Here is a 16,347-nt window from a genome sequence, read left to right on the forward strand (position 1 = left end):
TTGGGCCGTATCGGGGGAGTGGGCCTTGCACCTCGCACTGTGGATCGCCGCCGGTTTCCTGGCCACGGTCGCCCTGGTCGGCGGCCTCAGCAAGTCCTTCATCCCCAGACAGAAGCTGGCCGCGGCCCATGGCGGTGGCTGGACCGGGGACGTGGGCGACGGCTTCGTGAAGTCCCTCGGCGCCCTGGAGTTGCTGGCGGCGGCGGGCCTGATCCTGCCCGCCGCGCTCGACATCGCACCGGTCATGGTGCCGGTGACCGCCGTCTGCTGGGTCCTGCTGATGATCGGCGCGATGATCACCCATGGCCGACGCCGGGAGTTCCCCTTCGTGGGGCTGAATCTGGTCTATCTCTCCGTCGCCGTGTTCCTCGCGGTGGGCCGTTTCGGTCCCGAGTCCTTCAGCTGAGCACCGCTCGCCGGACAAGGGCGGCGATCCTCGTCTCCTCGGCGGGAGTCAGGTCCCTCAGGGCGTACGACGTCGGCCACATGGCGCCCTCGTCCAGGCTCGCCTTGTCGCTGAAGCCGAGGGTGGCGTACCGCGTGCTGAACTTCCGCGCGCTCTGGAAGAAGCAGACGACCTTGCCGTCCAGGGCGTACGCGGGCATCCCGTACCACAGCTTCGGCGCGAGGTCCGGCGCGCTCGCCTTGATGACCGCGTGCAGGCGTTCGGCCATGGCCCGGTCGGCCTCCGGCATTTCGGCGATCCTCGCGAGGACGGCGGCCTCGTTCTGCGCCGCCTTGTCGGCGCGTGAGCCGCGCCGGGCGGAGGTCTTCAGCTCCCGGGCGCGTTCCTTCATCGCGGAGCGCTCGGCGTCGGTGAACCCGTCGTAGGTCGTGGTGGTGTCCTGTGCGTTCTTCACTGGTGGTCCCTTTCCCGTACGGCGTGCGGCGGGTCGGCGGTGGTGTTGTGCGGAGGGCGGCGCGGTGTCAGCCCCACGCCCCGGCGATCTGGCGGGTGGTGGCGTTGAGGCGGTTGAAGAGGTTGGTGACGCCGATCATCAGGACGATCGCGGCCAGTTGCTTCTCGTCGAAGTACGTGGCGGCCGTGTCCCAGACCTCGTCGCTCACCGGGTCGGGCCGGTCGGCCAGCCGGGTCGCGGACTCGGCCAGTGCGAGGGCCGCGCGCTCCTCGTCGGTGAAGTACGGGGCCTCCCGCCAGGCGGCGACCGTGGCCAGCCGCTCGTCGTCGACCCCGGCCTCGCGGGCCGTCTTGGTGCCGCCGTCGACGCAGGCGCTGCAGCCGTTGATCTGGCTCACCCGCAGATGGACCAGCTCCAGCGTCTGCGGGTCGACGCCGCCGGAGTGGGCGGCCTTGAAGACCTGCTGGATGGGGCGCATCGCGTCGGACAGGACGACGGCGGGGTTCTGCATACGGGACTGCATGGTCGCTGCTCCTCTTCTGGTCTTCTCCCGGTCTTCCGGGCCGGTGCCCCGGCTGACCGGGGCGTGACTCCATCACAGCCGCACCGGCCCGCGACGACCACGGCGACGGGACAGCGTGGGACAGCTGAAACGGCCTTGACCAGCGGCGACTTGGCTGGGGACACTTCGCTTCCGAGCGGGACGGAAGGCGGGGGACAGTGGACGTACCGGGGCGGAAGACGAAGCCGGACCCGCAGGAGGAGCTGGCGGCACGGCTGCGGCTGCTCCAGGAGCTGTCCGGGCTCGGCGTACGGGCCCTCGCCCGGGACACCGGCCTCAGCTCGTCGTCCCTGTCGCGCTATCTCAACGGTCAGACCGTGCCGCCCTGGCCCGCGGTGGTCGCCCTGTGCCGTCTCGTCAGGCGCGACCCCCGGCCGCTGCGTCCGCTGTGGGAGCGCACCTCGAATCCGTTGCCCGCGCCGCCCAAGAGCAGCCGCCAGGGCCGCCCGCTCCCCCGCAACGACCTGCCGCGCGACGTACCGGACTTCACCGGCCGCGAGGCGCAGCTCACCGCCGTGCTCGCCGCCGTGGAGAGCCATCGGGTGGTGTCCGTCGACGGCATGGCGGGCGTCGGCAAGACCTGTCTCGCGGTGCACGCCGCGCACCGGCTCGCCGCCGACTTCCCCGACGGCCAGCTCTACGTTGACCTGCACGGGTTCACCGAGGGCCGTCCCCCGCTCGACGCCGACTCCGCGCTGCGGACGCTGCTCGCGGCGCTCGACGTGCCGTCCGAGCGGGTCCCGCAGGAGGGCGTCGAGCGGTTGGCCGCCTGCTGGCGGTCGGAGCTGGCCCGCCGCCGGGTGGTCGTGGTCCTCGACAACGCCGCCGACGCCGACCACGTCCGCCCGCTGCTGCCGGGTGCCGGTCCGTCCGTCGCCCTGGTCACCAGCCGCAACCGGCTGCTCGGCCTGGACGAGGTGCCGCCGGTCTCGCTCGATGTGCTGAGTCCGCGGGAGAGCGCGGAGTTGCTGGCCCGGGCCAGCGGCGATCCGGGCGGCCCCGACGGCAGGCTCGGCCGCGATCCGGAGTCCGCCGCCGAGGTGGTGCGGCTGTGCGGCCGTCTGCCGCTGGCCCTGCGGCTGGCCGCGGCACGCCTTCGGCACCGGCCGGGGTGGACCGTGGGCATCCTCGCCGAGCGGATGGCCGAGGGCGCGGGCGGTTTCGACGCCGAGTTCAGCACGGCGTTCGCGATGTCGGTACGGCAGCTGGGCCGGTCCCGGGCCCGGCTGTTCCGCATGCTGGGCCTGCTGCCCGGGGCGTCCTTCGACGAGTACGTCGTGGCCGCGCTCGCCGATCTGCCGCTGCGCGAGGCCCGGGCGACGCTGGAGGACCTGCTCGACGCGCATCTCGTCCAGCAGCCGACGGCGGGCCGCTTCCGGTTGCACGACCTGGTGCACCAGCACGCGCGCCGGGCCACGGAGGAGCTGGATCCGGCGGCCGAGCGGGAGCGGGCGCTCGGCCGGGTGCTCGACTACTACGTGCACGCGGCGTCCGCCGCCGACGCCGCGATGCCGTTCCTGTCCCCCGGCAGGCCGCCCACCGCTGGTCGGGCCCCGGCCGCGCTGCCGCCGTTCCCGGACAAGAACGCCGCCTTCGCCTGGCTCGTCGCGGAGTACGGCAATCTGATGGCCGTCTTCGAGACGGCCGCCGCCGTCGGGGCGGACGCGCATGTGTACGACCTGCCGCGCTTCCTGCGGTCCTACTTCGCGCGGCGTTGCGGCACGACGCACCTCAACGTCCTCTTCGAGCGGTCGCTGGCCGCCGCCGAGCGCCTGGGCGATCCGCTGCGACTGGCCGAGGCGCACAGCGACCTGGGCTTCGCGCGCTACAACGCGGGGCGGCTGGCGGAGGCCGCCGCGGAGTACGAGGCCGCCGGGCCGCGGGTGGCACAGGCGGCGGACGGGCTCGCGGAGGCCGAACTGACCATGCGCCGCGCCTATCTGGCCTGGGACGCCGGGCGGGTCGAGGAGCCGCTCGACCTCTTCCGGCTGGCGGGGCAGCTGTACGAACAGGCCGGTTGCGCGCCGGGCGTGGCGCACGCGGCGGCGTCGGAGGCCTGGGCGATGCTGCAACTGGGGCACCGCGAGGAGGCGGCGCGGCGGGCCCGCGAGGTGCTGGACGTCCCGCACAGCGATCCCGCCTGGCCGCCCGCCCTGACGGCCCGGATCACACTCGGTGTGGCCATCGCCCGCGAGCACCCCGACGAGGCGGCGGAGCACCTGCACCGGGCCCTGACGCTGGCCCACTGCCGGGGCGTCGCCCTGCGGCGGATGGGCCGCTACGAGGAGGCGCTGGCCAGCCACCGGGAGGCGTTCGCGCTGCTCGACGAGTTGTTCGAGGAACACTGGAAGATCCACTTCCTCAACGGCTACGCCGAGACCTGCCGCCTCGCGGGCCTGCCCGAGGACGCCCTACGGCTGCACCGGCAGGCCCTCGCCCTGGCCCCGGGGCTGGGCAACCGGTACGAGGAGGCGCTGGCCCACGAGGGCATCGCGACCGTGCTCGACGGCACGGATCCGGCCGGGGCCGCCGAGCACCGCGCCTCGGCCCAGGCGGTCCTGCGGGAACTTCACTCCTTCGGCCGCCAGGACGCCCCGAGCGGGTGACGGGCGGGCGTTTCCGTCCAGGCCGTCGGTCGTTGGAGCAGACATGATCAAGAATCTCGTACGCGTCTCCGTCCTGGCCGCCGCTCTGGTGGCGACCGCCGTTCCCGCCGCTCAGGCCGCCGCGGCGCATCCCGTCCCGTCCGCCGGGATTCCCGGGGCGCCCCTCCTGGACGGTGTCCTCGGTGCCCTGGAAGTGGGGAATCCGGCGGCCTCTCCGCAGTCCCTTCTTCCCGCGGGTGTGCTCGGCAGGTGAGGGGCTTCGTGTGAAGCGGTGCGGGGCGGCCCGGGGTTCCGGGCCGCTTCGGCTCTACGGGCCCTGTTCCTCCGAGTGCCGTACCGCCTTCTTCACGTCCGCCTCCACCGAGTTCCGCCGCTGCCCCTGGTCCTTGGCGTGCTCGGTGACCGCGGCCTGGACATCACGGGCGAGGTCGCGCCAGGCCCGCCACGCGGTCTCGTAGGTGGTGGTCTGCTGTTCGCTCCACGGATGGGCGGTGGGCGAGCCGTACTGGGCGCGGAGCTGCTCGACCTTGGCATGGGCGGCGTCGGCGGCGCGCTGCATCTCCACGAGTTCCTCGAAGGTGAGTGCCACGGGCGGATCGTATGTCGATCACCAGGGATCCCCCGGGCCCGACTCGCGAGGCATGCGGTCACTCAGCGGATATGCGCTCGCGCAGTACGTCACCCAGGGTGAGGGGCTCGCGGCCCAGCAGGGCGGCCAGAGTCGGGTTGACGGCGGCGAACTCACCCGCGCGGGCGGCGGTGAAGACGCCCAGTAGCTGGTCCGCCGCTTCGGCGGGGACGCCATGGCCGGTCAGCCGCTCCCGGAACCGGTCGTCGGCCACGGTGATCCTCTTCAGGGTGTGACCGGTGATCTCCCCGGCGAGGTCTGCTATCTCGTCGAAGGTGAGCGCCCGCGCCGCGGTCAGCGGGGGTGTGGGGCCGTCGAACCGGCCCTCGTCGGCCAGGATGGCGGCCGTCGCGTCGGCGAGGTCGGCGTGCGCGGTCCAGCTGACCGGCCCGTCGGCGGGGAGCAGCACCTCTCCGTCCTCCGTGGCCCGGTCGAGGAACTGGGTCGCGGAGGCGGCGTAGAAGCCGTTGCGCAGGGAGGTGAACGGCACCCCGCAGGCGCGCAGCGCTTCCTCGGTGGCGGCGTGGTCGCGGCAGGGCTGGAAGTGCGAGGTGGGGCTGGCGCCCATGTGGCTGGTGTAGAGGATGCGGCGGGTCCCGGCCGCGACCGCGCCCTGGATCGCGGCACGGTGCTGCCGCACGGCCTCCTCCCCCATCTTGTCGACGGAGACGATGAGCACCTGGGAGGCGCCCTCGAAGGCGTGCGTCAGGCTCGCGGCGTCGGTGAAGCTGCCGTGGCGCACCCGCACGCCCCGGTCGGCGAGGTCCCGCGCCTTCAATGGGTCGCGGACGCTGACGCCGACGCGGTCGGCCGGTACGCGGGTCAGCAGCCTCTCGACGATCCGACGCCCGAGTTGTCCGGTGGCTCCGGTCACGATGATCACGATGTTCTCCCCGGCATGGTTCCAGTGGTACCGTATTGAGCGTATCACCGATACTAACGACGGAAGCAATACCGCGATATCATCGATACATGCCATCATCCTCGCCGACCGAGAACAGCGCCTCCGACGCCACCGGCCGTGGGCGCGAGCACACCCGGCAACGGGTCATCCAGGCCGCCATCGACCTGCTCACGCGCGGGGGGCGCGACGCGGTCACCACGCGCGCGGTCGCCGATCTGGCGGGGCTGCAGCCCCCGGCCATCTACCGGCTGTTCGGTGACAAGGAGGGGCTGCTCGACGCGGTGGCCGAGCACGGCTTCACCGCGTTCCTCGCCACCAAGCACATCGATCCCGACCCGCGCGACCCCCTGGAGGACCTGAGAACCGGATGGGACGTCGCTGTCGAGTTCGGGGTGGCCAACCCCGCGTTGTACACGCTCATGTACAGCGAGCCCAGCAGGAGCACCTCGGCCGCGTTCCAGTCCGGCATGGAGATCCTGAGGGGCCGCATCCGGCGGCTCGCCGCCGGTGGCTGGCTCCGTGTCGACGAGGCACTCGCGGCCCAGATCATCCACGCCACGGCCCGTGGCGCCGTACTCACCTGGCTGTCACTGCCGGAGGAGGAGCGCGACCCCGCCCTGCTGACCACGCTGCGGGAGGCCATGGTCACCGCCGTGACCAACCAGCGGCCCGCCGTACGGGACGCGGGCCCCGCCGGTGCCGCCCGCGCGCTGCGCGCCGCGCTCCCCGACCAGATGGCGCTCAGCGGCGCGGAGCAGCATCTGCTGAGGGAGTGGCTGGACCGACTCGCCGCGGGCGGATGAGGTGCTGCCGGGTATGTCCCGGCGTCCTGCCCTGTCCCTCGTGGTGGACAGGGCAGGACACGTCAGCGGTCAGCGGTCAGTTGTAGTTGTCACCGTGGGTGAGGGTCTCCCAGGCGACGAACAGGTTGTTGCTGCCCGCCGGGCGGTTCCGCTCGGTCAGGGTCTGGGTGTTGGTCATGGCGTGGCCGAGACGGTTGTGCATCGCGTTGTAGCCGACCTCGGTGACGGGGCCAAGGCCGAGGTGGAGGGTGCCGCCGCACAGCCAGCTCGGGACAGCGGTGCCCAGCTCGTACTTCGCCTGGAAGCCGAGCGCGTGGCGCAGCCGCTCGCCGACGTCGGTGCCGTACAGGTCCTGGCCCTGGATACGGCTGGTCTCCGCGACGTGCGAGATGGCGGAGATGCCGTAGCCGGTGTGGGTGAGGTCGCGGCAGGTCTCCTGGGTGAGCCCGGTGACGAAGGTGGTCTGGCCCTGCCAGTACCGGACGATCTTGTCGCGGGTGTCGAGGTTCTGGCTCGGGACGGTCCTGGGCAGATCACCGTCGGAGGCGAGGTAGACATAGGCGGCCGTGCGGGTGCGGAACTTGGCCATGGCCTTGTCGTACGACGTCCTGTCCTCGAGGAAGACGGAGATGCCGAGGGCGGCCTCCATCATCGACAGCTCCCAGTTGCCGTTGGAGTGGGAGCCGTTGATGATCTCGGGGAGGTAGACGTTGCGGAGCATCGTCGCGAAGCGGCCGGAGTTGGGCCAGCCGCCGGTGTAGGTGTACTTGATGATCTCGGCGGCCCTGGGCCAGGAGGAACCGGCCCACCCGGTCTGGAGGGGCGCGTTGCTGTTGGTGTGGTCCTGGATCACGGCCGACCAGGCGTCCATCAGCTCGATGGCCTTCTTCGCGTGCCGCTCGTCGCGGGTGACGTACCAGGCGAGCGCCTGGGTGTAGGCGGCGATCGCGTCCTCGCGCTCGTCGGTGCAGCCGTAGTTGGGGTTGGAGTAGGAGCCGCACTCGACGACGGCCCAGGGCTTCGGGGTGCGGTTCAGGTCGGCGTACCTGCTCGCCATCATCTGGTCGAAGGCACCCTTCCAGGGCTGCGCCCCCGCGGTCACCATGCTGCGGGTGAAGTCCAACTGCCCCTTGGAGACGGTGACTCCGGGGTGGACGAAGGTGGCGGGCGCGGCGTCGGCGCGCTGGACTCCCGGCCAGGCGAGCAGACCGGCCAGCAGGGCGGCGACCGCGGTGACGATGGCCGCGCGGCGGGAGAGGCGGGTTCCGCGGTGGGGGTGAGCGGATGTGGGTGACATGGACGTCCGTTCTTGTATGTGAACGACATTCGCTTCGCTGAACTGGCGCTGAGAGCAGACCATAGGTACAGACCAACTGACCGTCAAGCACTGCGGCGGCAAGCGGAGTCGACGCACCTCGACGAGCTGGACACGCCCCGTTGGCCGCCTCCGGCCGCCGAACGCCACTCGCCTCGTCCGTACGGTGCACGCGCCGCGGAACGTCCCGCCGCGCGAACCGCACCCCCGCGATCACACCCCTGCCCGGCACCGATCCGCCCCGCGACGCCGCCGAGAAGCTCGCCCGGTTCGCCGACGGGTCCGGTCTGCCTCACTGAACGGTCGGGCCCGCCACCGCGTCGATCGCCGCCATGGCCGTCGCACGCAGCCGACGTGCGCCCGCCCCGGCGCGGGACCGCAGATTGATGCCGTAGGCCAGCAGGGCAAGGACCTCGGCCCCGGATTCCGGATCCGCCCCTTCGGTGAGCTGGCCTTGCCGCCGAGCCGTCAGGAGGGCCTGGCGCAGGGCGTCGCGCAGCCGTTCGTGCTGTCGGTCGAGGAGGGCGCGTACCTCGGGGTCGCCCTTCTCGGCGCCCGCGTGGGCGTTGGAGACCATGCAGCCCCATCGGGCGTACTCGCCCGTGCAGCGGATCTCGACCAGTCCGGTGAAGAACTCCCGGATGGCGGGCACCCCCCGGTCACCCTCGGCGAGGCGGGCCAGGGCCGGGCGTGAGCGGCTGGTGATGTAGCGGTCCAGGGCGGCGCGGTACAACTCCTGCTTGCCGCCGAAGGTCGCGTAGAGGCTGGAGCGGTTGACCCCGGTCGCTTGGACGATGTCCTGGACGCCGGTGGCGGCCACGCCCTGGCGCCAGAAGAGTCGTACGACCGTCTCCAGGGTCGCCTCCGGATCGAAGTGCTTGATGTCCGGCATGACGGCTCCCCTGAACCCTCGATCCTGAAATGAGGGTTCCAAGATACGCCCGCGGGCGTTGACGTGGAGTGCGCTCCAGGGACTATCTTGAAACGGTCGTTCCAAGATTTGTTCCAGGATCTGTCGTTCCGTCTCCTCCGCCCGTCCCGGAAGGACCACCTCGTGAGCCCCAACAGCCTCAACGCCGAACTGCGCGCCTTCTTCGACAGCCGTCAGCAGCAGTTCCCCGAGCACGTCCGTGCCGTCATGCGGCGGGCGGCACAGGAGCTGGCCGAGTCCGGGCAGGCCGACCGCGCCCTGGCCGTGGGCGCCAACGCGCCGTCCTTCGCCCTGCCCACGGCCACCGGAGGGACCGTCTCGCTGGACGCCCTGCTCGCCGAAGGTCCGGTGGTGCTGACCTTCTACCGCGGCGCCTGGTGCCCGTACTGCAACATCACGCTGCGCTCGCTGCAGCGGCACCACGGCGACATCACCGCCCGCGGGGCGCGGCTCGTGGCCGTCTCCCCGCAGCTCCCCGACGCGTCCCTCTCCCTCGCCGAGAAGCACGAGCTGGCCTTCGACGTGCTGAGCGACCTCGGCTGCGACACGGCCAAGCAGTACGGCCTCGCCTTCGACATCCCGGACGACCTGGCCGCCCTCTACGAGACCTTCGGCATCGACCTCCAGCGCGTCAACGGCGGACACGCGCGCACCCTCCCGCTGCCCGCCACCTACGTCATCGACCCGGGCTCCACGATCCGCTGGGCCTTCGCGGCCACCGACTACACCACCCGCGCCGAACCGGCCGACATCCTCGCCGCACTGGACCAGTCGCGCACCGCGTAGTCGCCCCGGCGTGCCCCGGCGCCCCGCGCGGTGACCGGTGTGAGCCCGTGCGCCTCGCGAGATCACCCGAACGGCGGAGCGTTCCACGGCGACACTGACCTAACTTCGAGTGATCGGTGCAGGTCATCCGTGCGGAGGTGCCGTCATGCCCACCAGTTCCTCCCACCCGGCGCACCGCGGTCCGACGGAAGTCGGGCCCGGTGACGCCCGCTACGAGGCGCTGCGCCGGGGCTTCAACCAGCGCTGGATCGCCACCCCGGACTACGTGGTCGTGGCCGCCGGTACGCGTGACGTGGTCGCCGCCCTGGACACCTATCTCGCCCGCCATCCCTCGCGGCGGCGCCGGGTCACGGTCCGCTCCGGAGGGCACTGCTACGAGGACTTCGTGTGCGGCGCCGACGTCGCCGTCATCATCGACGTCAGCGGCATGAACGGCGTCTCCTACGACCCGGAGATGGAGGCCTACTGCGTCGAGGCGGGCGCGGGCAACTGGGAGACCGCCAGCCAGCTGTACCGGCACCACGGTCTCGCCGTGCCCGGCGGCTCGTGCTACTCCGTGGGCGCCGGCGGCCATGTCTCCGGCGGCGGCTTCGGACTGCTGTCCCGGCTGCACGGGCTGACGGTCGACCACCTGTACGCCGTGGAAGTGGTCACCGTGCGGGATCTGACCCACGCCGAGGTGACCGTCGCCCGCGCGGACTCCCCCGAGCCCGCGCTGCGGGACCTGTGGTGGGCGCACACCGGCGGGGGCGGCGGCAACTTCGGCGTGGTGACGCGGTACTGGTTCCGGGGCCTGCCCGAACCGCCCGCCCAGGTGCTGCTGAAGACCCTCGCCTGGGACTGGCGGATCTTCGAGAAGCGGCCCGAGAAGTTCACCGACCTCGTGCGCCGGTACGGCCAGTTCTTCGAGGCCGAGCGCACCGGCGACGGGCCCGGCTTCCAGCGCGAGCACGACTACCGCGACCTGTTCACCCTGCTGAAGCTGAACAACCACGCGGCGGGAAAGGTCGGCCTGGTCCTCCAACTAGACGGCACCCGGGACGACTCCGCCGAACGCCTGCGCCTCTTCCTGGACTGGCTCGCACCGGAGGGGGACTACCCTCCGACCCCGCTCGACGTGCAGATGGGCGAGCATCCCCCGCTCGCCGCGCTGCACATCCCCACGCGGCTGCCCTGGCTGACCGCGACCCAGAACCTCAACGACTCCGGGCCCAGCCGCTGCGGCAAGTACAAGTCCGCCTACCACACGGCCAACTTCACCGAGCGCCAGCTGAAGGTGATCCACGACCGTCTGACCAACCGGAGCTACACCAACGACCAGGCGCTGCTCCAGGTGGACTCCTACGGCGGCCGGATCAACGACGTGGACCCGTCCGCGACCGCCGTCCCGCAGCGGTCCTCGGTCCTCAAGCTCCAGTACCAGACCTACTGGACCTGGGGCAAGGACGCCAACCACGACGGGGTGTTCGACTACCAGGACGCCCAGGCCGACCCCGCCATCGCCGCGCCCCACCTGGCCTGGATCCGTGACTTCTACCGCGACATGTACCAGGAGACGGGCGGCGTGCCAGTGGTGGCGACCGACGGGGAGCGGCAGCCGCCCTCCACCACCGACGGCTGCTACGTCAACTACCCCGACGCCGACCTCAGCGACCCCGCCCTGAACCCGCCGGGGGTGGGCCAGCCCTGGCACACGCTCTACTACGGCGCCAACTACCCACGGCTGCAGCGCACCAAGGCGCACTGGGACCCACGCGACGTCTTCCGGCACCGGCAGTCGGTCCGTCTGCCGGGCACCCCTGACTGACCGCGGCGACGGGTGGGCCCGTCCTCCGTACCCGGGGGTCCGGGACGCAGGACGGGCTCCCGGTCGTGGTCAGGCGCCGGGCAGGACGCCGGTGCGGGCCACCTCGGAGTACCAGCGGGCGCTGGCCTTGGGGATGCGGGTGCCGGTCGGGTAGTCCACGTACACCGCGCCGAAGCGCTTGCTGTAGCCGTGCGCCCACTCGAAGTTGTCGAGCAGCGACCACAGGAAGTAGCCCCGTACGTCGGAGCCGTCCTTGATGGCCTGGTGTACGGCCGCCAGATGGCCGCGTACATAGGCGATCCGGTCCGGGTCGTTGACGTTGCCCTCGGGGTCGGCGTAGTCGGGGAACGCGGCGCCGTTCTCGGTGATGACCAGCGGCATCTCCGGGAAGTCCGACGACAGTCGGCGCAGCAGCTCGTACAGACCGCTGGGGTCGACGGCCCAGCCCATGGCGGTGGTGTCGCCGGGCGGCTGGTGGAAGGCGACCTCGTCGGCGCCCGGCCAGGGGCTGTGGGCGCTCTTGCCGTGCCCGTCGGAGTTGTGGGTGCCGGAGCCGTCGGCCCGGGAGACGAGGGTCGGCGAGTAGTAGTTGACGCCGAGGAAGTCCAGCGGCTGCTGGGCCGTCTTGACGTCTCCGTCGCGGACGAAGGACCAGTCGGTCAGCGAGGCGGTGTCCTCGAGCAGGTCCTCCGGGTAGGCGCCGCGCAGCATCGGGCCGGTGAAGACCCGGTTGGCCAGCGCGTCGATCCGGCGCACCGCGTCGGCGTCGGCGTCGGACCCGGTGAGCGGGCGGACGTGGTGGATGTTGAGGGTGACGGAGACCTGGGCGGCGGCGGGGAGGCGGTCGCGCAGCGCCTGCACGGCCAGACCGTGGCCGAGGTTGAGGTGGTGGGCGGCGCGCAGGGCCGCGACCGGGTCGGTGCGGCCGGGGGCGTGCACTCCGGAGCCGTAGCCGAGGAAGGCGCTGCACCAGGGCTCGTTGAGGGTGGTCCAGGTCTTCACCCGGTCGCCGAGGGCGTCCGCCGCGAGGGCCGCGTACTCGGCGAACCGCTCGGCGGTGGCGCGCTCCGGCCAGCCGCCCGCGTCCTCCAGCTCCTGCGGGAGGTCCCAGTGGTAGAGGGTGGCGACGGGCTGGATGCCCTTGGCCAGGAGTTCGTCGGCGAGGCGGCGGTAGAAGTCCAGGCCCTTCTGCACGGCGGGGCCGCGGCCGGTGGGCTGGATACGGGGCCAGGCCAGGGAGAAGCGGTAGGCCCCGACGCCGAGTTCGGCCATCAGGGCGACGTCCTCGCGCCAGCGGTGGTAGTGGTCGGTGGCGATGTCACCGGTGTCGCCGTTGCGGACCCGGCCCGGGGTGCGGGCGTAGGTGTCCCAGATGGACGGGGTGCGGCCGTCCTCGGCGGCGGCGCCCTCGATCTGGTACGAGGCGGTCGCGGTGCCCCAGAGGAAGCCCTTCGGGAAGGTGCGGGGGGCGTCCGGGGCGGACGCGGTCTGCTGCTGTGCTGCGGTGCCCACGTATGTCCTTTCGAGTCGGAGGGGGTGGGGGGCGGGGGTCAGCCCTTGACGGCGCCCTGCATGATGCCGCTGACGATCTGGCGGCCGAAGACGATGAACATCGCCAGCAGCGGCAGCGTGCCGAGCAGCGCGCCCGCCATGATCAGGGACTGGTCGCGGATGTATCCGGCGCTGAGCTGGGTGAGGGCGACGGGGACGGTCGGGTTGGTCATGTCGAGCACCACGAACGGCCAGAAGAAGTCGTTCCAGGCGTGCACAAAGGTGATCATGAACAGCACCGCCATCGCGGGACGCGCGACCGGCAGCACGATGCTCCAGAAGATCCGCAGCGAGTGCGCGCCGTCCACGCGGGCCGCCTCGACGAGTTCGTCCGGCAGCGCCTCGGACAGGTACTGCCGCATGAAGAACACGCCGACCGCGCTGACCAGCGTGGGGAAGATGACGGCGGGCAACTGCTGGGACCAGCCCAGCTCGGACATCATCATGAACAGCGGTACGACGCCCAGTTGCGGCGGCACCATCATGGTGCCGATCACCAGCATGAGCAGGATGTTGCGGCCCTTGAACCGCAGCTTGGCGAAGGCGAATCCGGCGAGCGTCGCGAAGAACACCGTGGACAGCGCGATGACCCCGGCCACGATCAGGCTGTTGATCATGGCCTTGCCCATCGCCGCCTCGTCCCAGGCGCGGGCGAGGTTGCTGAACAGGTTGGGGCCGGGCAGGAAGGGCGGTGGCGTCTGGCTGACACGGGTGTTGTCGGTGGAGGCCGCCACCATCGTCCAGTACAGCGGGAAGATCGACAGCAGCGCCATCACGGCGAGCAGGACGTAGGCGAGCGGGCCCGCGTGGTGCTGGCGGCCCGCGCGCTGGCCCAGCACGCGGCGGCCGGTGGCCTTCTTGGCGGGGGTCCGGAGCGTGCCGTCCGTCCGGACCGGGAGGCTTTCTGTGGTCATGGCGGACTCCTGGTCAGGACGTACGGGAGCGCAGGACCCTGATCAGGCGCTGCGCCACGAAGACGAGGACGAGCAGCAGGAACATCGCCCAGGCGACGGTCGCCGAGCGGCCCATCTGGTAGTTCTTCCAGCCCTCCTCGTACAGCAGCAGGCCCAGCGTCTGGTACTGGTTGTCCGCGCCGCCGGTCACGCCGTTGGGGCCCTGGCCGAAGATCAGCGGCTCGCCGAACAGCTGGGTGGCGCCGATGGTGGAGAGCACGATGGTGAAGACGATGGTGGAACGGATCCCCGGCACGGTGACGTTGGTGAACTGCTTCCAGCGGGAGGCACCGTCGATGGCGGCGGCCTCGTAGCGGTCGGCGGGGATGGCCTGCATGGCGGCCAGGTAGAGGAGCGCGTTGTAGCCGGTCCAGCGCCAGATGACGATGGTGGAGATCGCGACCTGGGCGGGCCACTTCTCGGCCTCCCAGTTCACCGGGTCGAGGCCGACCGTGCCGAGCGCCCAGTTGATCATCCCGAAGTCACGCTCGAAGAGCATCGTGAACACCAGGGCGGCGGCGCCCACCGAGGTGGCGTAGGGCACGAGCGAGGCGACGCGGAAGAACAGCGAGCCGCGCATCTTGTAGTTGAGCAGGTGCGCCAGGCCGAGCGCCATCAGCAGCTGCGGCACCGTGGAGATGACGCCGATCGTGATCGTATTCTGCAGCGCGTTCCAGAACCTGGAGTCGCCCCAGAGTTCGACGTAGTTGTCGAACGCGACCCACTCCATGACGTTGAGGGTGGCCAGTTCCACCCGGTGCAGGGAGATCCAGGAGGTGTAGATCAGGGGGTAGAAGCTGAACGCGGCGAACACGACGAAGAACGGCGCGATGAACGCGTACGGCGCGCCCTTGATGTCGAGGCGGTGCAGCAGCGCGCCGCGCCGCCGTTTGGTGCCGTTGCCGCCCGGCTCGGCGAGGTCCGCCCGGGCGCTGGTGGTGGAGGTCGCCACCGGAGTTCCTTCCTGAGAGCAGAGGGGGAAGCCGCGGCCCGGGGCCCGCCGACGGTGCGGGCAGGCCCGGGGCGGCCCAGGGCGTGTCGGACACGCCCTACGGGGCGGCGGGTCAGCCGACCGCCTTCTCGATGCGCTCCGCGGTGGTGTCCCAGGCCTCGTCGCGCGCGGTGCCCTGCTGCTCGATCAGGGTCAGACCCTGGGAGAAGGTGTCCTTGATCGTGCCGTCCTTGCGGCCCAGCACCTGCTTGTCCGGGATCTCCTGGGCGGCGGCGCCGAAGATCTCGCCGATCGGGGCGTCACTGAAGTACTCCGAGGTGGCGGTCTTCACGTCGGGGCTCTCCAGTGCCTCGCGCGAGGACGGGATGTTGCCGATCTCCTTGAAGATGTGGGCCTGCTGCTCCGGCGCGGTCAGCCAGGCGACGAGCTTCTTGGCCTCCTCCTTCACCGGGCTCTGCTCCACCACGCCGAGGAAGGAGCCGCCCCAGTTGGCGCCCTTGGGGGCCTTGGCGACATCCCACTTGCCCTTGTTGGCGTCACCGGCCTTCTCGCTGATGTGGCTGAGCATCCACGCGGGGCACACGGCGGTGGCGAAGGTGCCGTTGGCCAGGCCCGGGTCCCAACCCGGCTGGAACTGGCGCAGCTTGGCGGTCAGCCCGTCCTCGGCCGCGTCGGCGGCGAGTTCCCAGGCATCCTTGACGACCGGGTTCTTGTCGTAGATCAGCTCGCCCTGCTCGTCGTAGTACTGCTCGGAGTGGCCGTAGACCATGGCGTTGAACAGGCCGCTGGCCGCGTCCATGTACGCGACCTTGTCGCCCTTGAAGTCCTTCTTGAAGTCACGGCCGACCTCGACGTACTTCCCCCAGTCGCCCTCCCACAGCTTGGCGACCTCGTCACGCTCGGTGGGCAGGCCCGCCTGCTCGAAGTAGTCCTTGCGGTAGCAGACGGCCATCGGGCCGATGTCGGTGCCCAGGCCCAGCACCTTGCCGTCCCCGGTGGTGATCTGGGACTGCTTCCACGGCAGGAAGTGGTCGGCGCCCGTCACATCGGAGAAGTCGGCGAACTTGTCGGCCTGGGTGTCGGTGATCTCCTTGGCCCTGCCGATCTCTATGCCCTGGATGTCCTTCAGGCCGTTGCCCGCGGCGAGCTTGGTCTGCAGGGCGGTGTAGTAGGTCTGCTCGTCACCGGCGACCTCGGCCTGGATGTCGACGCCGGGGTTCTCCTTCTCGTACTGCTCGATGAGCCCCGTCTCCTTGATGCCCATCACGCCGAACATGCCCATCGTGATGACGGTCTTGCCGTCCTTCTTGCCGCCGCCCGTCACGGAGTCGTCACCGCCTGAGCAGCCGACGACGAGCGCGAGCGCACCGGCGGACGCGACGACCGCGACCGCTCTGGTTCGGAACGACCTGTGGACTGTGCCCATGTTTCTTCCTCCAACGGACGGCTCTGACGCACGGAGCGGCGACTCATACGACGATCAGGGCAAGGTTGATGATCATGGTGGGTACGTTCCCACCGAGGGGTGGGAACGTACCCACCGGCCGTACGAAGACTCATGGCAGGGAACGGCCATGTCAATAACTTGAAAACAAATTAGTCAGACTTAATCGGATCGAGCGTGCGCTCCCCCTCCCGGGAGGGTGCTGTGCCGCCCTTGGCGTCTGCCACAATTGCCGCTGGTCAGGC

16 protein-coding genes are annotated in these 16,347 nt (G+C 71.1%); 6 read left to right on the forward strand and 10 right to left on the reverse strand.

Annotated elements, in window-relative coordinates:
• Positions 1-25: 25 nt before the first annotated feature.
• Entirely contained in the window at positions 26-406 is a 381-nt protein-coding gene (locus ACFVQG_RS29990; protein ID WP_383389308.1) for a DoxX family protein, read from the forward strand.
• Here the strand turns inward: ACFVQG_RS29990 and ACFVQG_RS29995 are convergent.
• Both ACFVQG_RS29995 and ACFVQG_RS30000 read right to left on the reverse strand, forming a co-directional pair.
• Positions 399-797, reverse strand: coding sequence for an iron chaperone (locus tag ACFVQG_RS29995; protein WP_383389438.1), 399 nt, complete (start codon positions 795-797; stop codon positions 399-401). The two genes, ACFVQG_RS29990 and ACFVQG_RS29995, sit on opposite strands and share 8 nt — an antisense overlap.
• A gap of 130 nt (positions 798-927) precedes the next feature.
• Positions 928-1,383: a carboxymuconolactone decarboxylase family protein gene (locus ACFVQG_RS30000; protein WP_383389310.1), complete on the reverse strand. Its 456-nt coding sequence runs from the start codon at positions 1,381-1,383 to the stop codon at positions 928-930.
• Positions 1,384-1,580: 197 nt separating this feature from the next.
• Between ACFVQG_RS30000 and ACFVQG_RS30005 the strand changes: the two genes are divergently transcribed.
• A complete protein-coding gene (locus tag ACFVQG_RS30005; RefSeq protein ID WP_383389312.1) occupies positions 1,581-4,028 on the forward strand; it encodes a helix-turn-helix domain-containing protein in 2,448 nt (815 codons plus the stop codon).
• A 43-nt stretch (positions 4,029-4,071) separates the two neighbouring features.
• Positions 4,072-4,281, forward strand: coding sequence for a hypothetical protein (locus ACFVQG_RS30010; protein WP_383389314.1), 210 nt, complete (start codon positions 4,072-4,074; stop codon positions 4,279-4,281).
• A 54-nt stretch (positions 4,282-4,335) separates the two neighbouring features.
• On the opposite strand, the gene ACFVQG_RS30015 is transcribed toward ACFVQG_RS30010, so the two are convergent.
• Complete coding sequence (locus tag ACFVQG_RS30015) at positions 4,336-4,617, reverse strand: hypothetical protein (RefSeq protein ID WP_383389316.1); 282 nt, start codon at positions 4,615-4,617, stop codon at positions 4,336-4,338.
• A 58-nt stretch (positions 4,618-4,675) separates the two neighbouring features.
• Positions 4,676-5,539 (reverse strand): SDR family oxidoreductase, encoded by an 864-nt coding sequence (locus ACFVQG_RS30020; protein WP_383389318.1) that lies wholly within the window; start codon positions 5,537-5,539, stop codon positions 4,676-4,678.
• 89 nt (positions 5,540-5,628) lie between these two features.
• Between ACFVQG_RS30020 and ACFVQG_RS30025 the strand changes: the two genes are divergently transcribed.
• A complete protein-coding gene (locus ACFVQG_RS30025; protein ID WP_383389319.1) occupies positions 5,629-6,363 on the forward strand; it encodes a TetR/AcrR family transcriptional regulator in 735 nt (244 codons plus the stop codon).
• Positions 6,364-6,439: 76 nt separating this feature from the next.
• On the opposite strand, the gene ACFVQG_RS30030 is transcribed toward ACFVQG_RS30025, so the two are convergent.
• Positions 6,440-7,660 (reverse strand): alginate lyase family protein, encoded by a 1,221-nt coding sequence (locus ACFVQG_RS30030; RefSeq protein WP_383389321.1) that lies wholly within the window; start codon positions 7,658-7,660, stop codon positions 6,440-6,442.
• Positions 7,661-7,970: 310 nt separating this feature from the next.
• On the reverse strand, positions 7,971-8,570 hold the full coding sequence (locus ACFVQG_RS30035; protein ID WP_383389323.1) for a TetR/AcrR family transcriptional regulator: 600 nt from the start codon (positions 8,568-8,570) through the stop codon (positions 7,971-7,973).
• Between the two features lie 162 nt (positions 8,571-8,732).
• Between ACFVQG_RS30035 and ACFVQG_RS30040 the strand changes: the two genes are divergently transcribed.
• Positions 8,733-9,395, forward strand: a complete 663-nt coding sequence (locus ACFVQG_RS30040) for a peroxiredoxin-like family protein (protein ID WP_383389325.1) — start codon at positions 8,733-8,735, stop codon at positions 9,393-9,395.
• A gap of 145 nt (positions 9,396-9,540) precedes the next feature.
• Positions 9,541-11,202, forward strand: a complete 1,662-nt coding sequence (locus tag ACFVQG_RS30045) for an FAD-dependent oxidoreductase (protein ID WP_383389327.1) — start codon at positions 9,541-9,543, stop codon at positions 11,200-11,202.
• 69 nt (positions 11,203-11,271) lie between these two features.
• Here ACFVQG_RS30045 and ACFVQG_RS30050 read toward each other — a convergent pair whose 3' ends face one another.
• From ACFVQG_RS30050 to ACFVQG_RS30065, 4 genes are all read right to left on the reverse strand, one after another.
• Entirely contained in the window at positions 11,272-12,714 is a 1,443-nt protein-coding gene (locus tag ACFVQG_RS30050; protein WP_383389329.1) for a GH1 family beta-glucosidase, read from the reverse strand.
• Positions 12,715-12,752: 38 nt separating this feature from the next.
• Positions 12,753-13,667: a carbohydrate ABC transporter permease gene (locus tag ACFVQG_RS30055; RefSeq protein ID WP_383389331.1), complete on the reverse strand. Its 915-nt coding sequence runs from the start codon at positions 13,665-13,667 to the stop codon at positions 12,753-12,755.
• 13 nt (positions 13,668-13,680) lie between these two features.
• Positions 13,681-14,658 (reverse strand): carbohydrate ABC transporter permease, encoded by a 978-nt coding sequence (locus ACFVQG_RS30060; protein ID WP_383389333.1) that lies wholly within the window; start codon positions 14,656-14,658, stop codon positions 13,681-13,683.
• 112 nt (positions 14,659-14,770) lie between these two features.
• A complete protein-coding gene (locus ACFVQG_RS30065; protein ID WP_383389335.1) occupies positions 14,771-16,084 on the reverse strand; it encodes an ABC transporter substrate-binding protein in 1,314 nt (437 codons plus the stop codon).
• Between the last annotated feature and the right edge of the window lie 263 nt (positions 16,085-16,347).

It is taken from the genome of Streptomyces sp. NPDC057877 (assembly GCF_042796855.1).
Lineage (GTDB): Bacteria > Actinomycetota > Actinomycetes > Streptomycetales > Streptomycetaceae > Streptomyces.